Genomic DNA, 21,713 nt, shown 5'->3' with positions numbered 1-21,713 from the left:
GAGGCCAACGCGGAGGAATGCGTGGAGACTCAGGAGACAGTGGTCATCACGGGGGCGGCCTCCGGGATCGGACGCGGCGGCGCGCTGTACTTCGCCGAACGAGGAGTGGCCGTCGTCCTCCTCGACCGTGATCCGGCGGGCGAAGCCGTGGCCGTCGAGATACGCGGTCAGGGAGGGGACGCGGTCTTCGTCTCCTGCGATGTGTCCGACGAAACGAGCGTCCGCGACGCCTTCGCCACTGCCGTTCCACCGCACACGCGGCTGACCGGAGTCTGGAGCAACGCCGGTGTCGCCCACTACCAGAGCCTTGAGGACACCTCCCTGACCATGTGGAACGGCATCCTCGCGACCAATCTGACGGGCGCGTTCCTCGTCACCCGGGCCGCTCTGCCCTTCCTCAGCCGCGGTTCGTCCATCCTCTTCACCGGCTCGATATCCTCCATGCGGGGATCGGAGAACTTCGCCGCGTACTGTGCGAGCAAGGGCGGCCTCATGATGTTCGCGAAGGCACTCGCCCTCGAGCTGGCACCCCGCGGGATCCGCGTGAACGTCATAGCGCCAGGTGCCGTGGACACCCCCATGCAACACGCTGACATGATGGCCAGACCGGTTCCCTACGCGGAAGCGGTGGCCGCCGAGTTGTCCGCCCACCCCCTCGGCAGGTACGCCTCCCCGCAGGAGGTGGCCGAGTCGGCGTACTTCCTCATGTCCCGGGCTTCCTCCTTCACCACCGGTGCGACGCTTCTGGTCGACGGGGGATACAGCGCATGAAGGACGACCGGTACTCGGTTCGGATCCTGGAATACGGTCGGGCGGACGTACGCGGGCCCGAGGTCTTCTGGATGAGCCACTGGGACGAGTGGGTCACCCTGGGCTTCTCGTCCGTGCTGGTTCGCAACAGGTCCCGCTGCATGCTCATCAACGCGGGGATGTCGCAGGCGGACCCGGCACTGGATCGCCTATGGGAGGACTACTCCGGGCACCCTCGCGCCAGGATGCGCTTCGGCACCACCGTCTGTGGTCAGCTTCGCGCCCTCGACATCGCCCCCCATGACGTCACGGACGTCATAGTCTCCCCCTTCCAGGCGTACTCCGTTTCCGACATCGGCGAGTTCACCGGCGCCACCGTGCACATCCTGCGCTCGGGTTGGGCCGAGTTCCTCGCGCCCTCGCGTTCGTATCTGCGGGATCAGACGCAGGTCAGGGAGCTGTCCGTACCGAGGCGCGTCATGGACCACGTGCTGTTCGACGCCTGGCACCGGGTCAACTTCCTCGAGGACGAGGACACGATCGCACCCGGTGTCACCTCGCTCGCCGTAGGGGTCCATCACGCCGAATCACTCGCCATTACGGTGAGTACGAGCACGGGAGCGGTGGTCTGGACCGACGGAATCTTCACCCGGGAGAACTTCAGCAGCCGCACGCCGCTGGGCCTCTCCCGCTCCCTGGAGGAGTCCTCCCGTCTGCAGGGGTTCCTCGAGAAATCGGGAGCCGTCGTCCTGCCCGCGTTCGACGCGACACTGACCGAGGAGCTCGCGCATGGCGTCGTGGCGAACTGAGGACCTGGATGGTTCCGGTGAGGGTGCCTTCGCCGGCAGACGAGCCATCGTGACCGGAGCCGGCCGCGGGATCGGACGGGCGGTTGCCCGTCATCTCCTCGACCGAGGCGCCATGGTTTGTGCGGTCGACCGGGACACACGCCTGCTGGAGCAGTGGCAGGACGCCCGAGCCGTCCTCGTGACGGAGGACCTCTCGGTGACCTCGTCCGCGCGCCACGTCGTGGAGGTCGCGGTCAGGGAGCTGGGAGGTGTGGACTTTCTCGTCCATGCCGCCGGCGTTCTGAAACGGACACCGTTTCTCGATGTGGACGAGCAGGACTGGGAACTGCACATCCGCACCAACCTCAGGAGCACCTTCTTCCTGGCGCAGGAGTGTGCCAGGGTCATGCGGCTCCAGGACACCGGCGGGCGTATCGTCGCCGTCGCCTCGGACGCCTGGTGGACGGGCGGTTACGACGGATCCCTCGCGTACGCCGCCAGCAAGGGGGGCGTGGTGTCCCTCGTGCGCGGTATCGCACGCGAACTCGCGCCTGTGCGGATCACGGTCAACGCGGTCGCCCCGGGACTCGTAGACACCGAGATGCTGCGGGGCCAGTTGACGCCGGAAGGGCTCGCGCGGCAGGCCGACCGCATTCCGTGGCGGCGCCTGGCGGAACCTGCCGAGATCGCGGGCGTCATCGGATTCGTGCTCTCGGATGCCGCCGAGTACATGACGGGATCGGTATTCAACGTGAGCGGCGGCTTGCTGACGTACTAGCGGCTCCGCTGGGGGTGTGCGAGAGTCATGAGCCTCTTGAGCACGGACTTCTGGAACGGCAGGAGGGTCCTGGTCACCGGCCACACGGGCTTCAAGGGGAGTTGGCTGGTGATCCTTCTCCACCTCCTGGGTGCCGAGGTCTCGGGTTTCAGCCTTCCCTCGGTCGGTGACCCGAGCCTCTTCTCGGCCGCGGGGGTAGGCGGTCTCTGCCGGGACTTGCGCGGAGACGTGCGCGACCCGCTCGCGCTCCGGCGAGCGGTGGAGGCCGCGCGGCCACAGATCGTCGTGCACCTTGCGGCGCAGGCGATCGTCGCGCATGGGTATGCGAGCCCCCTGGACACGTTCTCCCACAATGTTCTGGGCACGGCGGGGGTGCTTGAGGCTGTGCGCTCCTACGGAGACACAGCTGCCGTGGTCGTGGCGACCACAGACAAGGTCTACGGAAATCGGGGCCGCGGACGCCGCTACGGCGAAACCGACGCACTCGGTGGCAACGACCCGTACGGGGCGAGCAAGGCCTGCGCCGAACTCGTCACGGAATGCTATCGGGACACCTATCTGCGACCGATCGGCACCCGGGTCGCCAGTGCCCGCGCGGGGAACGTGGTGGGGGGCGGCGACTGGGGCGAGTCTCGTCTTGTTCCGGACATCATTCGGGCCTGGGCCGCGGGAGAAGCGGTCTTCATCAGAAATCCCGGCCATGTGCGTCCCTGGCAGTACGTGCTCGACGTTTTGACGGGTTATCTTCTGCTGGCCGAAGGAATCTGCCGAGGGGAAGCCCCGGAAGGACCCTACAACTTCGGCCCCGGCCCGAACGAGGCCGTGGACGTGGCGTACGTGGTGGCGAGGGCTCAGACCCTCTTTCCACACGGAGAGGTCGTCCTGGGCACCGGGTGGACCGCGTCGTACGAGTCCGCATGGCTGGAGATCGATTCCTCGAAGGTGAGCCGGGTCCTCGGTTTCTCGAACATGCTGGGCGTCGACGAAGCCATAGCAGAGACGTTTCGCTGGTACCACCTCATCCAGGACGGAAGGGATCCGCTGACCGTGTGCAAGGCGATGATCCGGGATTACTGGGATCTGGGGGCGAAATGACAGACGGGGGGAAGATTCCTTACACCCGGCCCTCGATCACGGATGTGGAGATCGGCTACGCACTCGATGCGGCGGCACACGGCTGGGGTGAGCACTGCTATGACTACATCGAGCGTTTTGAGAAGGGCTTCGCCGACCATGTAGGGGTCTCCCACGCCGTGAGCACCTCGAGCGCGACCGGAGCGCTTCATCTGGGTCTGAGCGCCCTCGGTGTCGGGCCGGGAGATGAAGTGATCGTTCCGGACATCACCTGGATCGCGTCTGCCGCGCCTGCCGTTCACCTTGGCGCAACAGTCCGCTTCGCGGACATCGATCCCGTCACCTGGTGCGTCGATCCGGACTCCGTGGAGTCCCTGATCACGGAGAAGACCCGTGCCGTGGTGGCCGTACATCTCTACGGGAATCCCTGTGACGTCGTTCGACTGGCGGAGATCTGCGAGAAGTGGCACATCGCGTTGATCGAGGACGCCGCGGAGGGGATCGGGACAGTGGCCGGCGGGCACCGAGCCGGTGGCCTCGGTCACTTCTCCGTCTTCTCGTTCCACGGGACGAAGACCGTGACCACGGGTGAAGGGGGAATGCTGCTGACGAACGACAGGTCTCTCGCCGAGTCGGTGCGCGTCCTCAACAACCACGGACGTGCTCCGGGACGGGCTGCGGATTTCGCTCCGGAGAGAATCGGCTATAAGTACCGGATGTCCAACCTCCAAGCAGCGCTCGGACTCGGGCAGTTGGAGCGGATCGAGGAACTCGTCGCCAGGAAGAAGCAGATCCTCGAGCTGTACCGCGAGCGGCTGAGCGGGCTCTCCTGCGTGAGGCTGAACATGTGCCGGGACGGGGACAGCCTCGGGGCGTGGATGCCGACTGTCGAGTGTCTTGAGCCGACCGGCATCTCGAACCAGTATCTGCGCACAGCGTTTCTGGACGGGGGCATCGACGCCCGGGTCGTCTTCCCCAGCCTCTCGACCCTTCCGGTCTTCCGGCTGTCAGCGGACGTCTGTCCCGTCGCGCGGGGATTCGCCGTGCGTGCCATCAACCTGCCGAGCTACCACGACATGTCGGTGGCCGAGATCGATCGCGTGTGCACGGTCCTGCGGGGAGCGGTCGTCGGGCATGCGCGCCTGCGCTGAGCGGCGTACACCGATCGGCGACCGCCGGCCCCTACCACGTCCGCCATGGGGCCCCTCCCTGCCAGAGAACGTTCAGGAACGCCATGTCGGCCACCGTGTCCATCGGATACCAAAATCCGTCGTGCTGATACGCGATCAGTTGCTCGGTGGCGGCCAGCTTGGGAAGGACCTCCTGCTCCAGACTGGTGTCATCGCCGGAAATCAGGTCGAGAACGCTTCGGTTGAGGACCATGAATCCGCCATTGACCCAGACCGACCGAAGCGTCGTTTTCTCCTCGAAGCTCGTGACCGTCCTACCGGACAGGGAAAGGGTTCCGAATCGCGACGGCGGATGGACGGCGGTAATGGTCGCCTGTGGCCGATGGCTGAGATGAAGGCCGATCACTTCGGTCAGCGGGACGTCGCTGAGACCGTCGGCGTAGGTGAGGCAGAAGGTCTCCGGCAGGCGGTCGGCGAGTCGTAGGAGTCGCCCTGCGGTACTGGTCGTTGCGCCGGTGTCCACCACCTCCACCGATTCCGAGTGGGAGAAGGCCCGTTTCAACTGCTCCACGCGATACCCCCCGGCGATGACCGAGCGTGGAACTCCAGCGGCTTCGTAAGCCTTGAGGATGTGCCACAGTATGGGCTGATCGCCGATCGGCACGAGAGGCTTGGGTCGGGAATCGGTCAGCGTGCCCAGGCGGCTTCCCCGCCCTCCCGCGAGAACTACCAGCGATGTCGGCTCCACGTGGGATCCTTACGTCAGCCTGCGTCGGTCGTTCGTTGAGCAGGTGCGGCGTACACATGAACGTGGGTCTGGCATTCGCAGCCGGGGATCATTGGCGGCGTTCAGCAAGCATAGGAAGCACGGGTTGCGGATCCAAGAGCATGCCTGCGGATCGCGCGCCTGGCAGGAGCGCGCGGTGCGTCAACGACTACCCGCGGCCACGGCCTCGACAATGGGGCGGAAGTCCCTGCTGCTGGCCACTTTCACCGTGTCCAGGGCAGCCAGCGGGACCCACCGGGCCATGGCCGAGTCCTGCCGCTCGCGGGAATCGAAGCCATCGGTGCTGAGGCTCCCACCGACCACGGTCGCGGTGACGTAGAACATAAGACACTGGTACGCCGCCCGCGCGGCCGGATCGGCCGGGGCCCATACGAAGAAGGATTCCCGGACCGCGATGACGGGACCGGGATCGACATCGAGTCCGGTTTCTTCCTTGACCTCGCGCACCGTTGCCTCGCCGAGCGACTCGCCCAACTCCACACCGCCGCCCGGAAGGTCGAAACCTCTCCCTTTCTGGGGCACGAGGAGGACGCTCCCGTCCTGAATCAGCACGGCATAGATGCTCGGCCGCCACGAAAGGTCCGCCAACGCGACCTCGTGAGGGACACCGTCGATGTCGACCGCCTCCACGGCGCTCATGTGGGTGCTCCGTTTCGGGTTTCCGTCAAAGCCAGTCCCGCCGCTTGAAAACCACATACAGACTGAAGCAGACCACCCCCATCAGGCCGATCGCGAACGGATACCCGAACCCCCAGCTCAGCTCCGGCATGTGCTCGAAGTTCATGCCATAGATGGTGCCGACCAGCGTCGGTGCGAACAGGATCGCCGCCCACGACGAGATCTTCTTGACCTCCTCGTTCTGCTCGAACCCCGCCTCCGCCAGGGCCCGCATCTCCGCGTTCTGCTGCTGGGTGACGAGGGTCGCGTTGACGGTGAGGATCTCGGTGAGGGCCTGGCGGAAGCCGTCGACGCGTTCGCTGATGTGGGTGACGTGGTCGGCGACGTCACGGAGGTAGCGCTGGAGTTCCTCGTCCGTCTCGTACTTGGCGAAGCCCGCCATCAGACCGTGCAGCATGCCGACCAGCGGGCGGGTTGCGCGCTGGAACTCGACCATTTCGCGGGAGAGCTCGTAGATGCGGCGGGACACCTCGGGGTCGCCGCGGAAGACCTCGGTCTCGATCTCGTCGACGTCGTTCTGCACGCCGGAGACGACGGGTGCGTAGCCGTCGACCACCGCGTCGAGGATCGCGTACAGGACCGCCTCGGGGCCGAGCTTGAGCAGCTCGGGGGAGTCCTCCATGCGTCGGCGGACCGCGGACAGGTCGGGGGCGGCGCCGTGCCGGACGGTGATGACGAAGTCAGGGCTCACGAAGATGTGCAGCTCGCCGAAGTCGACCTCCTCCGGCGCGTCCAGGTAGCGGGCGGCGCGCAGGACGACGAACAGCGTGTCGCCGTAGCGCTCCAGTTTCGGCCGCTGGTGGGCCTCCATCGCGTCCTCGACCGCGAGCGGGTGCAGGCCGAACTCGGCGGCCAGCGAGAGCAGTTCCGCCTCCGTGGGGCGGGTGAGGCCGATCCACGCCATGCCCGACGGCTGCTCGCGCAGCTCGCGGTACGTCTCGGCGAGCGTGTCGGGGGAGGAGACCCGTACACCGTCCCGGTACAGGGCCGCCTGGACGGCACTCGCCGTCTCGGCCGGCTCCGGGGACTGTGCGGTGCCCGGCTCGACGGGGGCCGGCTGCGGCACGGCGGGGGAACGGCGCCAGACGGACCTGCGGCCGCCGTTCCGGCCGCCGCCGTTGCCCTTGCCGCCGCCGCTCCTGCCGCCCACGGCACTCGCGCCGTTCACGGCGTCGGACGAGCCGCCGGGCTTCGCGGAGCCGCCGGAGGGGCCGGAGGTCCCGCCATTCCTCGCGGCGGGGCGGGCGGGGCGCTCGGACATCGGCTCCCCTCTCGTCGAGCCCGCGTACGGCGTGATCACGCGGTGGGTACGAGCAGGATCAGGATATCGGGGGCGTACCCGACGGGCGCCCGGAACCGGGCCAGGGTTCGGTGAGAGTTGCGGACAGAAGGTGTCCGCAAGGCGCGTTAGCGTGCGGGCATGACGAAGAGCAGCGCAGCGACGGCTCCCCTCCTGGACACCCGTGCCCTGAACCGCGCCACCCTCGAACGGCAGCTCCTGCTGCGCCGCTCCTCGCTGTCCGCCCGGGACGCCGTACGGCACCTGCTCGGACTGCAGGCACAGAACGTCAAGCCCCCGTACTACGCCCTCGCCGCCCGCCTCGACGGCTTCGCCCCCGAGCAGCTGTCCGGGCTCATGGCCGCCCGCGAGGCCGTCCGGATCGTCACCCTGCGCTCCACCATCCACACCCACACCGCGGAGGACTGCCTGACCCTGCGGCCGCTCGTCCAGCCCGCCCGGGACCGGGAACTGACGAACTTCCGCAAGGGCCTCGACGGAGTCGACCTCGACCGGCTGGCCGCGTCCGCCCGGGAGCTGGTCGAGGCCGGGCCCCGGACCATGACCCAGCTCCGGGAGGCGCTGAGCGCCCAGTGGCCGGACGCCGACCCGCAGTCCCTCGCCGTCGCCGCCCGCTGCAGGCTCCCCCTGGTCCAGGTGACCCCGCGCGGCCTGTGGGGACGTAGCGGCCAGGTCTCCCTCACCACCGCCGAACACTGGCTGGGCCGTCCGGCCGGACCGGCCCCGGCCCCCGAGGCCGTGGTCCTGCGCTACCTCGCCGCGTTCGGCCCCGCCTCCGTCAAGGACATGCAGACCTGGGCCGGACTCACCCGGCTCCGCGAGGTCTTCGAACGCCTGCGCCCCAAGCTCCTCACCTTCCGGGACCCGAAGGGAGCCGAACTCTTCGACCTGCCCGACGCCCCCCGCCCCGACCCCGGCACCCCGGCCCCGCCCCGCTTCCTGCCCGAGTTCGACAACCTCCTCCTCTCCCACGCCGACCGCACCCGCGTCGTACCCCCCGAGCACCGGGGCCGCACCTGGCGGGGCAACCAGGCCCACCGCGCCCTCCTGGTCGACGGCTTCCTGGCCGGTCTGTGGAGGCTCGACGGCGACGCCCTGGTCGTCGAGCCCTTCGGGACGCTGACGAAGGCCCAGCGGGCGGACGTGACCGCGGAGGGCGCGCGGATGCTGGAGACGATGCATCCCGGGACGTCGTACGACATCCGGTTCGGCACCGTCGTGCGGGGGTGAGCCGGTCACCCGGGCGGGTGACCCCTCTACAGTCGGGCCATGGAACTGCGGCAGCTCACCTATTTCGTCGCCGTCGCCGAGGAGTTGCACTTCGGTCGGGCGGCCGACCGGTTGCACATCGTGCAGTCCGCGGTCAGCCAGCAGATACAGCGCCTGGAACGAGAGCTGGGCGCAGAACTGTTCGACCGCTCGCCGCGCCGGGTGCGGCTGACCGCGGCGGGCGAGCGGCTGCTGCCCGAGGCACGGTCGGTGCTGGCGGCGGCGGAGCGGGCACGGACGGCCGTGGCGCCACCCTCCGGCCTGCGCATCGGCACCAGCACCGGGCTCGGCGCCCACCTGGACCGGGTGCTCGCCGCGTTCGCCGAGCGGGCTCCGCAGGTGCCCGTCGAGCTGTTCTCGCTCCCGGTCGCCGAACGGCTGGCCCGGGTAGCGGCCGGCCGGCTGGACGCCGCGTTCGTCCGGGCGGCCGAACCACCGCCCGGCGTACGGGTGCTGCCCCTGTGGCCCGACCCGCTGGTGGCCGCCCTCCCGGCCACCCACCCGCTGGCCGCCCGCCCCGAGGTCGCTCTGGCCGACCTCGCCGACCTGCCGCTCACCCTCACCCCGCGCCGCAACAACCCCGCCCTGGTCGACCTGGTCGTCGGCGCCTGTCACACGGCCGGGTTCGAGCCGCGGCCGGGGCCCGTCAACGGCTCTCTCCAGGACACCCTCGCCACCATCGGCTCCCGCCCCCTGTGGACGGTCGTCTTCGCCTCCCACGCGCGCGTGCTGCGCACGCCCCGGGTCGCCTACGTCCCCTTCCGTGCCCCCGGACTCGCCCTGCCCACGGGCCTCGCCGTCTCCGCCGCCGACCCCCCGCCGCATCTGAAGAAACTGCTGCTGGCCTGCGGTGATCACGAAAGCTGATCGTTACGGTCGCGATCTGCTTCTTGGTCGGCGGTCCGCCAAGCGATGGACTGGTTCCCACAGGCGATCACACGAGATCGCGAGCGACCAGGGAGTCAGTCATGCCGATCGTCACCATCCAGCAGGGCCCCCGCGACACCGAGCTGAAGCGGGACCTCGTCAAGCGGGTCACCGACGCCTTCGTGGACGCCTACCGGATCCCGGCGGAGAGCGTGCAGGTGTGGATCCACGAGGTGCCGGCCGACAGCTGGGGCGCCGCCGGGAAGCTCACGGCCGACAAGTAGCCGCCCCTGAGGCCGTACGCATGGAGAGGGGGGCGCTGCGGGCCGCTCGTGGTGGCTCGCAACGCCCCCCTGGCATCTGCCTGAGGGGTGCTCAGGTGTTCTTCTTCCGGGTCACGAGTTGACCTGCGCGGTCACGAGGTTCGAGAAGGTGGTCAGCCGGGTGTACACACCCGGGTAACCGGCCTCCGCGCACCCCTCGCCCCAAGAAGTGATCCCTGCCAGGACGCCCCCGATGAGCAGGGGACCGCCGCTGTCGCCCTGGCAGGTGTCTACGCCGCCGGATGTGTATCCGGCGCAAACCATGTCGGTCTGGACGAAGCCCGAACCGTAGGAGCTCTTGCAGCTGGAGTCGGACACGACCGGGACGGTCGCGGTCCGCAGCTGGTTGGAGGAGCTGCCGTTCTCCGAGGTGGTGCCCCAGCCGAGGATCCGGGCGGTGGTGCCGGGCGCGTACAGGCCGGTCTGGGACGAGGAGACGTACGACGCCGCCGTGTACGGCATCGACGTCGACAGCGTCAGTACGGCCACGTCGTCGCCGCTGGTGGCGTCGGTGTAGTCCGGGTCGACCCAGATCTTGCTGACCTTGCTGACCGTGCCGTTGGTGCCGTTCAGGTAGGTCCGGCCGCCGACCACCCGGACGCTGCCGGTCGTCTCGCCGACCACGCAGTGCGCGGCCGTCACGACCTTCTTGGCGGCCACCAGGGTGCCGCCGCAGAACTGGCTGCCGGACGCGTCGGTGATCTGCATCACGAAGGGGTACGCCGTGGTGGTGGTGGTCGTACCGCCCACGATGGGCTGGGGTGCGGCGGTCGCCGTGGGGGAGGCGATCAGCGCGGTCGTCGCGGCGGCGGCGGTGGCCACCAGGACCGCGGCGGTCTTTCTGGCACGTCTGAGCCCGAACATGAGTCTCCTCAGGTGGGGTTGCCGGTGGGGGTCGCGCGGGTGTGGGGGTGGTACACGGGGATCGCGGGACCGTCCCCCGTATGCCCGGGCGAGCGGCACGCCCATTACGCTAGGACCCGGAACCCCCGTGTCCCAATGAGGGAACCCCCTAGGGGGGTGGGGGAGGGAAAACCCTCGGTCCGGATCAGTTAACCTGGCGCGCCGTCACTTCGCGCGCCGCGCCGCCGCCAAACGGACGATGTCCACGCGGGATCGGATCCCGAGTTTGCGGTAGACCCGGGTCAGGGTCGCCTCGACCGTCTTCACGCTGACGAACAGCCTGCCGGCAATCTCCCGGTTGGTGGCGCCCTCCATGACGAGGGCGGCGACCTGACGCTCCATCGAGGCCAGGGCGGCCAGCGCGTCGAGCCCGTCCGTCGTGTCCGGCACGGCGAGGGCCGGCTCCGGCTCCTGGCCGGTGAGGGCTTCGTCCACCTGGCGCAGCCAGGGCAGGGCGCGGCAGCGGCGGAACAGCCGGGTGGCCTCGTCGTAGGCGGCCGTCCTGCGCGGGCCGGTCTCAGCGTGCCGGGTGCGCAGATGGGCCAGCGCGAAGGCGGCCCGTGCCTCCTCCAGGCCGTAGCCGAGCTTCGCGAGCCGGTCCTGAGCGGACGTCAGCTGGACGACGGCGGCCTCCTGGTCGCCGAGAGCGGCGCGCACCAGCGCCTCAGCGCGGTCGAGCACGGCGATCACGCTGTCCCGGCCGAGCCTGAGGGCGTGCTCGCGGCTGGCGTCGATGACGTCCTGCGCCTCGGCCGGTTCACCGATACGGACCAGCGCCTCGGCGAGGTCTCCGTGCCAGCGCCCGCGCGCCGGGTCGGTGATGCCGAGGCCCAGCTCCAGACGGCGCACCCGGCGCAGCGAACGGACCGTGCCCGCCGGGTCCCCGGCCACCAACTGGGCGTACCCGAGGGCGCCCAGCGCCCGGGACAGGTACATCTGGTCGCCGTCCTCCTCGGCGTGCTCCACCGCCTCACGGGCGAGCGCCAGCGCGCGGTCCACGTCCCCGCCGGAGGCCTCCGCGAGGGAGGTGAGCATCGCCGAGGCGGTCTCGCCGATGCCGGAGTCCCGGGCCAGCCGGAGGCTGTCGCGGGCCAGTTCCAGGGCGCGGCCGCAGTGCCCGGCGCGCAGCTCGGTCTCCGCGAGGCCGCGCAGGAAGTGCACCTCGCTCTCCACCGAGCCGCGCCGGCGCACCTCGCGCAGCAGCGCGGTGACCGTCGCCCGGGCCTCGGCCAGCTGGTCGCCCATGACCAGCCAGCGGAACCGGGCACTGCCCGCACCGTTGTGATGGCAGGCGACCCTCGGGTCCTGGGGCTCCTTCAGGGCGCGCTTGATGGTCCGGGGTGCCTCCGGATGGCCCATCAGGGTCTCGGTCTGCGCCTGGAAGGCGAGCGCGAGCAGTTCGGTGCGCCGGTCGCCGCCGCGCTCGGCCAGCTCGGCGGCGTGCGCGGCCTCCTCCCGGGCCTCGGTGAAGTCGCCCTCGACGATCAGCCCCCGCCAGGCCAGCTGGTAGTGGACGAGGGCCAGCAGCCGCGGGTCGTCGCCGGCGTCGGCCAGGGCCTGCGGGAAGACGGCGTCGACCTCGGCCATGGTGTGCCCGGCGGTGTCGATGACGATGATCCAGGCCCGCACCCGGTCCGCCGGCACGGTCGCCCGGGTGAGCACCTCGCGGGCGATGTCCCGGGCCAGGTCGACCTCGCCCGCGGTGATCGCGTCCTCGGCCGCCTGCAGCCGCCGCTCGTCGGGGCTGGGCACACCGCCGGCGGGGGTGTGCCGGGCCGCCAGGAGCCCGAGCTGGGCGGCGACCGACGGGGCGCCCCGGTCCCGGGCCAGGGCCGCGGCCTCGGCGAGCCGGGCGGCCACCTCGGGGTCGGTGCCGGTGGTGGCGAGGGCCAGGTGCCGGGCCCGTTCGATCGGGTCGGAGGCCGCGGTCGACAGTGCCGCGTGCGCGGCCCGCCGCTCCTGGGCGGGCGCCTCGGCGTACAGCGCGGCGGAGATGAGCGGGTGCGCGAACCGCACGGCCGGCGCCTCCTGCTCGGTGGCCAGCAGCCCCAGTTCGGCGGCCTGGGCGCACTCGGCCTCGGCGTTCTCCCGGCCGGCCGCGTGCAGCAGCGCCGGGGTGGGGCGGGCGCCGGCGCTCGCCACCAGCAGGGTGCGGCGGGCCTCGACCGACAGCATGTCCAGGCGGCTGAGCACCAGGGCGCGCAGCGAGGTCGGCACCGGCAGCGGCTCGCCCGGCCGGGGCGGGGTGGGGCTCTCGGCGAGGGCGCGGCCCAGCTCCAGGGCGAACAGCGGGTTGCCGCCGCTCGTGCGATGGATCTCGCGCAGCGTGGAGCGGGGCAGGCCGCCGTGGCCGCGGTGGTCGAGCAGCTGCGCCGTCTGGGTGTGGGTGAGCGGGCCGAGCCGGACGGCGACGGTGTCCGGCGGGCAGGCACGCAGATGCCGGTCGTACTCCTGGCTCTCCTGGCCCTCCGTGCGCACCGCGCACAGCAGCTGCACCGGTGTGCCCTCCAGGCGGCGGGCGGCGAAGCCGAGCAGTTCCGCGCTGGCCGGATCCAGCCACTGCAGGTCGTCGGCGACGACGAGGACCGGGCCCTGCGCGGCGAGCGCGCGCAGGGCGGAGAGCACCGCGAGGCGCAGCGCGAGGCCGTCGCGCAGGAGGCTGGACTCGCCGCGTCCGGTGAGTGCCGACTCCAGGGCGGTGCGCTGGGCGGCGGGCAGCCGGGGGGCGACGTCGTCGAGGACCAGACCGAGGAGGTCGGCCAGGGCCAGGAAGGGGAGGTGGGATTCGGACTCCGTGGCGGAGCAGCGCAGGACGGTGCGCGCGGTGGCGCCGTATTCCTCGGCCAATGCTCGCAGCACGGTCGATTTCCCAATTCCGGCGGGGCCGTGGAGCAGCACACTGCCACCCGAGGCGAGCTGGTCACGCGCGGTCGCGAACAGGTCCTCTCGGCCTATGAGCAGGTCGGGGCGGCATCGGGCAGGCTCCTGGAAGTCCCGTCGCACGGTCACCGCTCCCCTCCTGTGTCGCGTACTGGCCAAATTCTAGGCAACGATCCGTGAAATTCGGACGGAAGCCGTGGTGAGGGAAATAACAAACGGTTACGCATAGGGAAATTCAAAGTGACGTTGCATGAATGGACAAGTTTCCTCACGGCTGTGGTGGCAGGCCTCCTCGGAGGCCGGCCCGCCTACGGCAGCAGTCCCGTCCGGCGTGCCGCGGTCACCGCCTCCCCTCGTGTGTGCGCGCCCAGCTTCCGCATCGCCGAGCGCAGATACCCCTTCACCGTCTCCGGGCGCAGGCCCAGCCGCTCGGCCACGGCCGCGTTGGTGGCGCCCGCCGCCACCCAGGACAGCACGTCCAGCTCGCGTGGCGCCAGGCTCCCGCCGCCGACCGGGTGTGGTGCGGTCAAAAGACCGCAGGCGGCGAGCAGTTCCGCGCGCAGGGCCGGGTCCTTGATCCGGGGCGCCAGCGCGCGCAGCGCCGCGTGGGCCTCGCGCACCTGCTCCCAGGCGGTACCCGGTCCCGGGTGGCCGTCGGTGGGCTCCGGCCGGGCCGATGCCAGCAGCCCCCGTGCCTCGTCGCGCACCACCAGAGCCTGCTCCACGTCCCGCGCCGCCGCCACCGCCGCGCCCAGCGTCCGGTCGCCCAGCGGCTGGGCCGAGCGCAGCGCGCCGTACAGCACCCCGCGCACCCGCCTGCGCACCACGACCGGCACCGCGAGCACCGAGCGGATGCCCTCGGCGGCCACCGGGACGTCGTACTCGTGGCTGATCTGCCGGGAGCTGGAGTAGTCCGTGACCGCGCACGGCCGGGCCAGTGCCACCGCCTTGCCGCCCAGCCCGTTGCCGGAGGCCACCGCGAGCGAGCTGAGGGCCGCGGTCGTGGTGCCGCTCAGCTCGCTGATGCGGATCCGTGGCCGGCCGGACTCGACAAGGCCGCCGAAGGCAACAGGAAGTCCGGTGCCGCGCCGCAGCCGGGCCAGCGCACCACGTATCTCCGCCGCCGCCACGGCCTCTGCTGCCACTTCATCGCTCCTTCGGTGCGGCTCCCGCGCTGCCCACACCCCCGTTCGCGTGGACCACACCCCCGTTCGGGGGTAGTGAGACCTGCATCACGGATTAGACGATGCCAGAGAGCCGCCCGGCAATGGTCCGGAACCTAGGAGGACAGATGACGACGGCGACCGAGCTGTTCCGCAGTGCTCGGGACTTCCTGCTGGAGCACCGCGAGGACTACGCGACTGCCTACGAGGGCTTCGGCTGGCCCCGGCCCGAGCACTTCAACTGGGCGCTGGACTGGTTCGACGTGATCGCCGACGGCAACGACCGGGCCGCGCTGCACATCGTCGAGGAGGACGGCACCGAGACCCGCCTCTCCTTCGCCGAGATGGCCGAACGCTCCAACCGGGTCGCGAACCATCTGCGCGCGCGGGGTGTCGCCGCCGAGGACCGCATCCTCGTCATGCTCGGCAACCAGGCCGAGCTGTGGGAGACCGCGCTGGCCGCGATGAAGCTGCGCGCGGTCGTCATCCCGGCCACCCCGCTGCTCGGCCCCGCCGACCTGCGCGACCGGGTGGAGCGGGGCCGGGTCAAGCACGTGCTCGTACGGGCCGAGGACACCGCCAAGTTCGCGGACGTGCCCGGCGCCTACACCCGGATCGCGGTCGGCGGACTGCCGGAGGAGGGCTGGGAGCCGTACGAGGACGCGTACACCGCACCCGCCGACTTCGTCCCCGACGGTCCCACCCTGGCCGACGACCCGCTGATGCTGTACTTCACCTCCGGGACGACCGCCCGCCCCAAGCTGGTCGAGCACACCCACACGTCGTACCCGATCGGGCATCTGGCCACGATGTTCTGGATCGGCCTGAAACCCGGTGACGTGCACCTGAACATCTCCTCGCCCGGCTGGGCCAAGCACGCCTGGTCCAATCTGTTCGCCCCGTGGAACGCCGAGGCGACGGTCTTCATCCACAACTACACGCGCTTCGACGCGGCCCGCCTGATGGCCGAGATGGACCGGGCCGGGGTCACCACCTTCTGCGCGCCGCCGACCGTGTGGCGCATGCTCATCCAAGCGGACCTCGGCCAGCTGCGCACACCGCCCCGCGAGGTCGTGGCCGCGGGCGAACCGCTCAACCCGGAGGTCATCGAGCAGGTCCGCCGTGCCTGGGACGTCACCGTCCGGGACGGCTTCGGGCAGACCGAGACCGCCGTCCAGGTCTCCAACAGCCCCGGTCAGACGCTGAAGACCGGCTCCATGGGCCGGCCCAGTCCCGGCTACCGCGTCGAACTCCTGGACCCGGTCTCCGGCGCGCCCGGCGCCGACGAGGGGGAGATCGCCCTGGACCTGTCCGAGCGCCCGGTGGGCTTGATGGCCGGCTACCACGGCGACCCGGACCGCACGGCGGAGGCGATGGCCGGCGGCTACTACCGCACCGGCGACATCGCCTCCCGCGACGAGGACGGCTATCTGACGTACATCGGCCGCGCGGACGACGTCTTCAAGGCCTCCGACTACAAGATCAGCCCGTTCGAGCTGGAGAGCGCGCTGCTGGAGCACGCGGCCGTGGCCGAGGCGGCCGTCGTGCCCGCCCCCGACGAGCTGCGCCTCGCGGTGCCGAAGGCGTACGTCGTCCTCGCCGAGGGCTGGGAGCCGGGCCCCGACACCGCGAAGGTGGTCTTCGAGCACTCCCGCGAGGTGCTGGCGCCCTACAAGCGCATCCGCCGGCTGGAGTTCGGCACGCTGCCCAAGACCGTCTCCGGCAAGATCCGCCGCATCGAGCTGCGCGAGGCCACGGCCTCGGGCTCCGAGCACGAGTACCGCGAGGAGGACTTCCGGTGACCTCGGAGCTGTCGTACACGCACGGGACGGGCCCCACCGCCCTTCTCGGCGACACCATCGGCGCCAACCTCGGCCGGGCCGTGGCCGCCTGGCCCGACCGGGAGGCGCTGGTCGACGTCCCTTCCGCACGGCGCTGGACGTACGCCGAATTCGCCGCCGACGTGGATCGGCTGGCGTGCGCGCTGCTCGCGAGCGGGGTCGCCAAGGGCCACCGGGTGGGCATCTGGGCGGTCAACTGCGCGGAGTGGGTGCTCGTGCAGTACGCCACCGCGCGCGTCGGCGCCATCATGGTCAACATCAACCCGGCCTACCGCACGCACGAGGTCGAGTACGTGCTCAACCAGGCGGGGATCTCCCTGCTGTTCGCCTCCCTCCGCCACAAGACGAGCGACTACCGGGCGATGGTCGAGGAAGTGCGGGGCCGATGCCCGCGGTTGCGGGAGGTCGTCCATATCGGGGACCCGGGCTGGACGGCGTTCACGGCGCGTGGCTCCGCCGTCCGGCGTGAGGAACTGCGGGCCCGCGAAGCGGAGTTGTCCTGCGACGACCCCATCAACATCCAGTACACGTCGGGGACGACGGGTTTCCCGAAGGGGGCCACCCTCTCCCACCACAACATCCTCAACAACGGCTACTTCGTGGGCGAGTCGGTCGCCTACGGCGAGCAGGACCGGATCTGCATCCCGGTGCCCTTCTACCACTGCTTCGGCATGGTGATGGGCAATCTGGCCGCCACCTCGCACGGCGCGTGCATGGTCGTCCCCGCTCCCTCCTTCGAGCCGAAGGCGACCCTGGAGGCGGTGCAGCGGGAGCGGTGCACGTCCCTGTACGGCGTCCCCACCATGTTCATCGCGGAGCTGAACCTCCCCGACTTCGCGACGTACGACCTCTCCACGCTGCGCACCGGGATCATGGCGGGCTCGCCCTGCCCGGTGGAGGTGATGAAGCGGGTCGTCGCCGAGATGCACATGGAGGAGGTCTCCATCTGCTACGGCATGACGGAGACGTCACCGGTGTCGTTGCAGACCCGCATCGACGACGATCTGGAGCACCGCACCGCGACGGTGGGCCGGGTGCTGCCGCACCTGGAGGTCAAGGTCGTCGACCCGGCCACCGGGGTCACCCAACCGCGCGGTAGCGCGGGGGAGTTGTGTACCCGTGGCTACAGCGTGATGCTCGGCTACTGGAACGAGCCGGACAAGACGGCCGAGGCCGTCGACGCGGGCCGCTGGATGCACACCGGGGACCTCGCGGTCATGCGGGAGGACGGGTACGTGGAGATCGTCGGCCGGATCAAGGACATGATCATCCGGGGCGGCGAGAACATCTACCCGCGCGAGATCGAGGAGTTCCTGTACGCCCACCCCAAGATCCGCGACGTCCAGGTCGTCGGGGTGCCGCACGAGACGTACGGCGAGGAGGTCCTCGCCTGCGTCATCCCGCGCGACGCGGCCGACGCGCTCACCCTGGAGGAGCTGCACGCCTTCTGCCAGGGGCGGCTGGCGCACTACAAGATCCCGAGCCGGCTGCGGATCCTCGACTCCTTCCCGATGACGGTGTCCGGGAAGGTGCGCAAGATCGAGCTGCGGGAGAAGTACGGAGCCTGACATGACCGGTCAGGCCGCGCCCGACTCGGCGAGTCGCCGTCCCGGTCCGTTCACCGGGTTGGGGGTGCCGGTGAGGTCGAGGACGAACAGGGGGACGCCCAGCGTGTCGGCACGAGCGCGGGCGTCCTCGGCGTATCCGGCCAGGGAGAAGTAGACACAGCCCGCCGACTCCGTCATGGCCGTCAGCCACAGGCACTCCACGTCCCGTAACGAGGCAGGGCGCACCGTCGGGTCCACCTGGGCGAGCAGGCCGTGCGCGGCCAGACCGATGCCGGACGGGGGGCGCTGGTCGGCGCGGCGGATGTCCGGGTAGCCGAGCCAGCGCAGATAGAGCGCGGTGGCGGTGACGGCGTCGCGGGCGGTGCGGATGGTGACGGGTTGGTAGGGGGCCCGGCGGTGGGGCGTGCGCACCGGTCTCCGGGCGGCCGCCGATGGTGCGTCGCTCACCGGGATGCGCAGGACCGTGCCGCACGGGCAGCCCAGTTCGGGGTGCGGCCACTGGTTGCCGCGACCGCAGGCGGGGCAGCGTACGGTGACCCAGTCCTCGTCCCAGGCGCGGTGCGCCAGTACGGCCGGGCCGGCCGTACTGTCCGGCAGCAGGGCGGTCGGCGTGCCACAGGCGCAGGGGTACGACGGCGCGGTGTAGACGTGCTCGCGCCGACAGGCCGGACAGCGCACCGGCACGCTCTCGGGCATGGCCCACTCCCAGGCGTCGCGTTGGGACAGCGGCCCCCATCGTCCTCCTTCAGGCCACCGCTTGTCCGGCGCTTACGCGGTCTTTCCGTCTCTTGACGGCATTCGCCTGCCCTCCTACATTGCTTCCAGATAGTAGAAAGTAAATTCCGTGATGTGGAATTTGCTCGATCTGGGGACTGTGCTCACCGCGGGGCGCGACGGGAGTACGCATCCGACAGCCGAAGCAGGAGTACTCGATGGCTCGTATGACCGCTGCCCGCGCGGCAGTTCAGATCCTCAAGCGCGAGGGCGTCACCGACGCCTTCGGTGTGCCGGGCGCGGCGATCAACCCGTTCTACAAGGCGCTGAAGGAGGCCGGCGGCATCCACCACACCCTCGCCCGCCACGTCGAGGGCGCCTCCCACATGGCCGAGGGCTACACCCGCGCCAAGCCCGGCAACATCGGCCTCTGCATCGGCACCTCCGGCCCCGCCGGCACCGACATGATCACCGGCCTGTACTCGGCCATCGGCGACTCCGTCCCGATCCTGTGCATCACGGGCCAGGCGCCCACCAGCGTGATCCACAAGGAGGACTTCCAGGCCGTCGACATCGCCTCGATCGCCAAGCCGGTGACGAAAATGGTGGTCACCGTCCTGGAGGCCGCGCAGGTCCCCGGCGTCTTCCAGCAGGCCTTCCACCTGATGCGCTCCGGCCGCCCCGGCCCGGTTCTGATCGACCTGCCGATCGACGTCCAGCTCACCGAGATCGAGTTCGACCCGGAGACGTACGAGCCGCTCCCGGTCTACAGGCCGGCCGCGACCCGCGCCCAGATCGAGAAGGCGATCTCCTTCCTGCTCGCCTCCGAGCGCCCGGTCATCGTCGCCGGCGGCGGCATCATCGGCGCCGACGCCACCGACCTGCTGGTCGAGTTCGCCGAGCTGACCCGGACCCCCGTCGTCCCGACCCTGATGGGCTGGGGCACCCTGCCCGACGACCACGAACTGAACGCCGGCATGGTCGGCGTCCAGACCTCGCACCGCTACGGCAACGCCACCTTCCTGGAGTGCGACTTCGTCCTCGGCATCGGCAACCGCTGGGCCAACCGCCACACCGGCTACAAGCTCGACGTCTACCGCCAGGGCCGGAAGTTCGTCCACGTCGACATCGAGCCCACCCAGATCGGCAAGATCTTCCCGCCGGACTACGGTGTCGTCTCCGACGCCAAGGCCGCGCTGGAGCTGTTCGTCGAGGTCGCCAAGGAGCTGAAGGCCGCCGGCAAGCTGCCCGACCGCGCCGACTGGGTCGCCTCCACCCAGGAGCGCAAGGCCACCCTGCTGCGCCGCACGCACTTCGACAACGTGCCGATGAAGCCGCAGCGCGTGTACGAGGAGATGAACAGGGCCTTCGGCCCGGACACCCGGTACGTCACGACCATCGGTCTCTCCCAGATCGCCGGCGCGCAGATGCTGCACGTCTACAAGCCGCGCCACTGGATCAACTGCGGCCAGGCAGGCCCGCTCGGCTGGACCATCCCGGCCGCGATCGGCGTCGCCAAGGCCGACCCCGACTCCCCGGTCGTCGCCCTCTCCGGCGACTACGACTTCCAGTTCCTGATCGAGGAGCTGGCGGTCGCCGCGCAGCACCGGATCCCCTACGTCCACGTCCTGGTGAACAACGCCTACCTGGGCCTGATCCGGCAGGCGCAGATCGGCCTGGACCTCAACTTCCAGGTCAACCTGGAGTTCGAGAACATCAACGCCCCCGAGCTCGGCGGCTACGGCGTCGACCACGTCAAGGTCGCCGAGGGCCTGGGCTGCAAGGCCATCCGGGTCACCGAGCCGGACCAGCTGGGCGCCGCCTTCGAAGAGGCCAGGAAGCTGGCCGCGGAGTACCAGGTGCCGGTCGTCGTCGAGGCGATCCTGGAGCGCATCACCAACATCTCCATGAGCCGGACGATGGACATCAGCGACATCTCCGAGTTCGAGGACCTGGCCACCGAGCCCGGCCACGCGCCGACGTCGGTCAAGCCGCTGAAGGTCTGACCCGTCCCACGCGGTACAGGGGCGGCCCGTCCGAGAGGAGGGGCCGCCCCTTCGCCGTGCCCGTGCCCGCCCGCATCACCCGGACCCGCCCCCGCATCCGGCTCCCGTAGTCGTGCCCGCCGAGCGAGCCGCCGTCATCGTGGCCGTCGGCCGGCCGACGGCCCGCCCGGGCGGATGCAGCCCGCCAGAGAAGGAATCGGCCGTCGGCGGCGAGGGACTCGCCCTCGGCGCGCGGGCGGACGGCGTGCAGGACAGCCGCGGTGACGGCGGCGCGATCACCGCCCCCCCAGCGGGGCGACCGCGCACGGGTCGGGCGGAAGCGACGTCGTACGGCCCGACAGACCCCGGTGGGGCCCGCCGCCCCCGTGCCGGCGGGCCCCGCATGCCGATACTGTGCCCGCGCGCAGGGCCGGTCGACGCCTGGTCCGCGCTGTTCAGAGGTTGATTTGAGGGTTGCGTAGCCCGACTACGGCCCCTGCCGTACGCGGCACCGCCTACAGCTCGTGCTCCGACAGCCCCGGCCAGTCGTCCGGGCCGCCACCCTGCCACTCGATCAGATCGCTCTCCTCCACCTCGATCCGGTCCAGATCGGCCAGCCGCAGGATCTCGACGATGTCGTCCAGGTGGGAGGCGAGCCCCAGGGTCACCTCTCCCTCGGTGACCCGCCGCGAGCCGTCGAGGGCCGGAGCGTGGACCACGATGTGCGGGTACTGCGTCGGATTGCCCATGGCTTCAGCGTCCTGCGGATGGGACGGACCCGCACGCCGGAGCCGGACGGCACGAAAGCGCCCCCCTGTCCGGGGGGGTGCCTCTATGTCTTCCGTCAAGGCACTCCTGTCGGGTTTGGGGTGGTTCGGGGTTGCTGAGGTTATGCGGCGAGCTCGACGTCTTTCG

19 protein-coding genes are annotated in these 21,713 nt (G+C 70.5%); 11 read left to right on the top strand and 8 right to left on the bottom strand.

Annotation, left to right across the window (positions count from 1 at the left end):
• Positions 1 to 21: 21 nt before the first annotated feature.
• The 5 genes from ACFZDC_RS06515 to ACFZDC_RS06495 are packed head-to-tail and all read left to right on the top strand — an operon-like array spanning position 22 to position 4,541.
• Positions 22 to 771: an SDR family oxidoreductase gene (locus tag ACFZDC_RS06515; protein WP_391320765.1), complete on the top strand. Its 750-nt coding sequence runs from the start codon at positions 22 to 24 to the stop codon at positions 769 to 771.
• The gene (locus tag ACFZDC_RS06510) at positions 768 to 1,559 is read left to right on the top strand and encodes a hypothetical protein (RefSeq protein ID WP_391320762.1); all 792 of its coding nucleotides are present in this window, start codon (positions 768 to 770) and stop codon (positions 1,557 to 1,559) included. The genes ACFZDC_RS06515 and ACFZDC_RS06510 overlap by 4 nt, the downstream gene beginning before the upstream one ends.
• Positions 1,540 to 2,316 carry an SDR family oxidoreductase gene (locus ACFZDC_RS06505; protein WP_391320760.1) on the top strand — a complete coding sequence of 259 codons (777 nt, stop codon included), beginning with the start codon at positions 1,540 to 1,542 and terminating at the stop codon, positions 2,314 to 2,316. The genes ACFZDC_RS06510 and ACFZDC_RS06505 overlap by 20 nt, the downstream gene beginning before the upstream one ends.
• 27 nt (positions 2,317 to 2,343) lie before the next feature.
• Positions 2,344 to 3,411, top strand: coding sequence for a CDP-glucose 4,6-dehydratase (gene rfbG, locus ACFZDC_RS06500; RefSeq protein ID WP_391320758.1), 1,068 nt, complete (start codon positions 2,344 to 2,346; stop codon positions 3,409 to 3,411).
• Positions 3,366 to 4,541 carry an aminotransferase class V-fold PLP-dependent enzyme gene (locus ACFZDC_RS06495; protein WP_391320756.1) on the top strand — a complete coding sequence of 392 codons (1,176 nt, stop codon included), beginning with the start codon at positions 3,366 to 3,368 and terminating at the stop codon, positions 4,539 to 4,541. The genes rfbG and ACFZDC_RS06495 overlap by 46 nt, the downstream gene beginning before the upstream one ends.
• A gap of 31 nt (positions 4,542 to 4,572) precedes the next feature.
• On the opposite strand, the gene ACFZDC_RS06490 is transcribed toward ACFZDC_RS06495, so the two are convergent.
• The 3 genes from ACFZDC_RS06490 to ACFZDC_RS06480 form a co-directional block, all read right to left on the bottom strand.
• Positions 4,573 to 5,268, bottom strand: a complete 696-nt coding sequence (locus ACFZDC_RS06490) for a sugar phosphate nucleotidyltransferase (protein WP_391320754.1) — start codon at positions 5,266 to 5,268, stop codon at positions 4,573 to 4,575.
• 180 nt (positions 5,269 to 5,448) lie between these two features.
• Positions 5,449 to 5,946, bottom strand: a complete 498-nt coding sequence (locus ACFZDC_RS06485) for an NUDIX domain-containing protein (RefSeq protein ID WP_391320753.1) — start codon at positions 5,944 to 5,946, stop codon at positions 5,449 to 5,451.
• Between the two features lie 25 nt (positions 5,947 to 5,971).
• The gene (locus tag ACFZDC_RS06480) at positions 5,972 to 7,135 is read right to left on the bottom strand and encodes a CorA family divalent cation transporter (protein WP_391321544.1); all 1,164 of its coding nucleotides are present in this window, start codon (positions 7,133 to 7,135) and stop codon (positions 5,972 to 5,974) included.
• Between the two features lie 270 nt (positions 7,136 to 7,405).
• Between ACFZDC_RS06480 and ACFZDC_RS06475 the strand changes: the two genes are divergently transcribed.
• The 3 genes from ACFZDC_RS06475 to dmpI all read left to right on the top strand — a co-directional run bounded on the left by ACFZDC_RS06475 (position 7,406) and on the right by dmpI (position 9,705).
• Positions 7,406 to 8,515, top strand: coding sequence for a DNA glycosylase AlkZ-like family protein (locus ACFZDC_RS06475; protein WP_391320751.1), 1,110 nt, complete (start codon positions 7,406 to 7,408; stop codon positions 8,513 to 8,515).
• Between the two features lie 39 nt (positions 8,516 to 8,554).
• Complete coding sequence (locus ACFZDC_RS06470; protein WP_391320749.1) at positions 8,555 to 9,421, top strand: LysR substrate-binding domain-containing protein; 867 nt, start codon at positions 8,555 to 8,557, stop codon at positions 9,419 to 9,421.
• Between the two features lie 101 nt (positions 9,422 to 9,522).
• Positions 9,523 to 9,705 carry a 4-oxalocrotonate tautomerase DmpI gene (gene dmpI / locus ACFZDC_RS06465; RefSeq protein ID WP_361128401.1) on the top strand — a complete coding sequence of 61 codons (183 nt, stop codon included), beginning with the start codon at positions 9,523 to 9,525 and terminating at the stop codon, positions 9,703 to 9,705.
• 111 nt (positions 9,706 to 9,816) lie between these two features.
• Here the strand turns inward: dmpI and ACFZDC_RS06460 are convergent, their stop codons facing one another.
• From ACFZDC_RS06460 to ACFZDC_RS06450, 3 genes are all read right to left on the bottom strand, one after another.
• Positions 9,817 to 10,608: a trypsin-like serine protease gene (locus tag ACFZDC_RS06460; RefSeq protein ID WP_391320747.1), complete on the bottom strand. Its 792-nt coding sequence runs from the start codon at positions 10,606 to 10,608 to the stop codon at positions 9,817 to 9,819.
• A gap of 204 nt (positions 10,609 to 10,812) precedes the next feature.
• Entirely contained in the window at positions 10,813 to 13,656 is a 2,844-nt protein-coding gene (locus tag ACFZDC_RS06455) for an AAA family ATPase (protein WP_391320745.1), read from the bottom strand.
• 179 nt (positions 13,657 to 13,835) lie between these two features.
• A complete protein-coding gene (locus ACFZDC_RS06450) occupies positions 13,836 to 14,672 on the bottom strand; it encodes a LuxR C-terminal-related transcriptional regulator (protein WP_391320743.1) in 837 nt (278 codons plus the stop codon).
• 146 nt (positions 14,673 to 14,818) lie between these two features.
• On the opposite strand from ACFZDC_RS06450, the gene ACFZDC_RS06445 reads away from it, so the two are divergent.
• Together ACFZDC_RS06445 and ACFZDC_RS06440 are read left to right on the top strand one after the other, a co-directional pair.
• Positions 14,819 to 16,492, top strand: coding sequence for an AMP-binding protein (locus tag ACFZDC_RS06445; protein WP_391320741.1), 1,674 nt, complete (start codon positions 14,819 to 14,821; stop codon positions 16,490 to 16,492).
• Positions 16,489 to 18,099 (top strand): AMP-binding protein, encoded by a 1,611-nt coding sequence (locus tag ACFZDC_RS06440; protein WP_391320739.1) that lies wholly within the window; start codon positions 16,489 to 16,491, stop codon positions 18,097 to 18,099. The genes ACFZDC_RS06445 and ACFZDC_RS06440 overlap by 4 nt, the downstream gene beginning before the upstream one ends.
• Positions 18,100 to 18,108: 9 nt before the next feature.
• Here ACFZDC_RS06440 and ACFZDC_RS06435 read toward each other — a convergent pair whose 3' ends face one another.
• Positions 18,109 to 18,795 (bottom strand): hypothetical protein, encoded by a 687-nt coding sequence (locus ACFZDC_RS06435; RefSeq protein ID WP_391320737.1) that lies wholly within the window; start codon positions 18,793 to 18,795, stop codon positions 18,109 to 18,111.
• Positions 18,796 to 19,031: 236 nt separating this feature from the next.
• Here ACFZDC_RS06435 and gcl point away from each other — a divergent pair, with 236 nt between their 5' ends.
• Positions 19,032 to 20,819 (top strand): glyoxylate carboligase, encoded by a 1,788-nt coding sequence (gene gcl / locus ACFZDC_RS06430; RefSeq protein WP_391320736.1) that lies wholly within the window; start codon positions 19,032 to 19,034, stop codon positions 20,817 to 20,819.
• A 494-nt stretch (positions 20,820 to 21,313) separates the two neighbouring features.
• Here gcl and ACFZDC_RS06425 read toward each other — a convergent pair whose 3' ends face one another.
• On the bottom strand, positions 21,314 to 21,547 hold the full coding sequence (locus ACFZDC_RS06425; RefSeq protein WP_391320734.1) for a hypothetical protein: 234 nt from the start codon (positions 21,545 to 21,547) through the stop codon (positions 21,314 to 21,316).
• Between the last annotated feature and the right edge of the window lie 166 nt (positions 21,548 to 21,713).

Source organism: Streptomyces sp. NPDC007905 (assembly GCF_042959345.1).
Lineage (GTDB): Bacteria > Actinomycetota > Actinomycetes > Streptomycetales > Streptomycetaceae > Streptomyces.
Note: the sequence above shows the minus strand (reverse complement) of the source record. Positions and strands in the feature narration are given on the sequence as shown.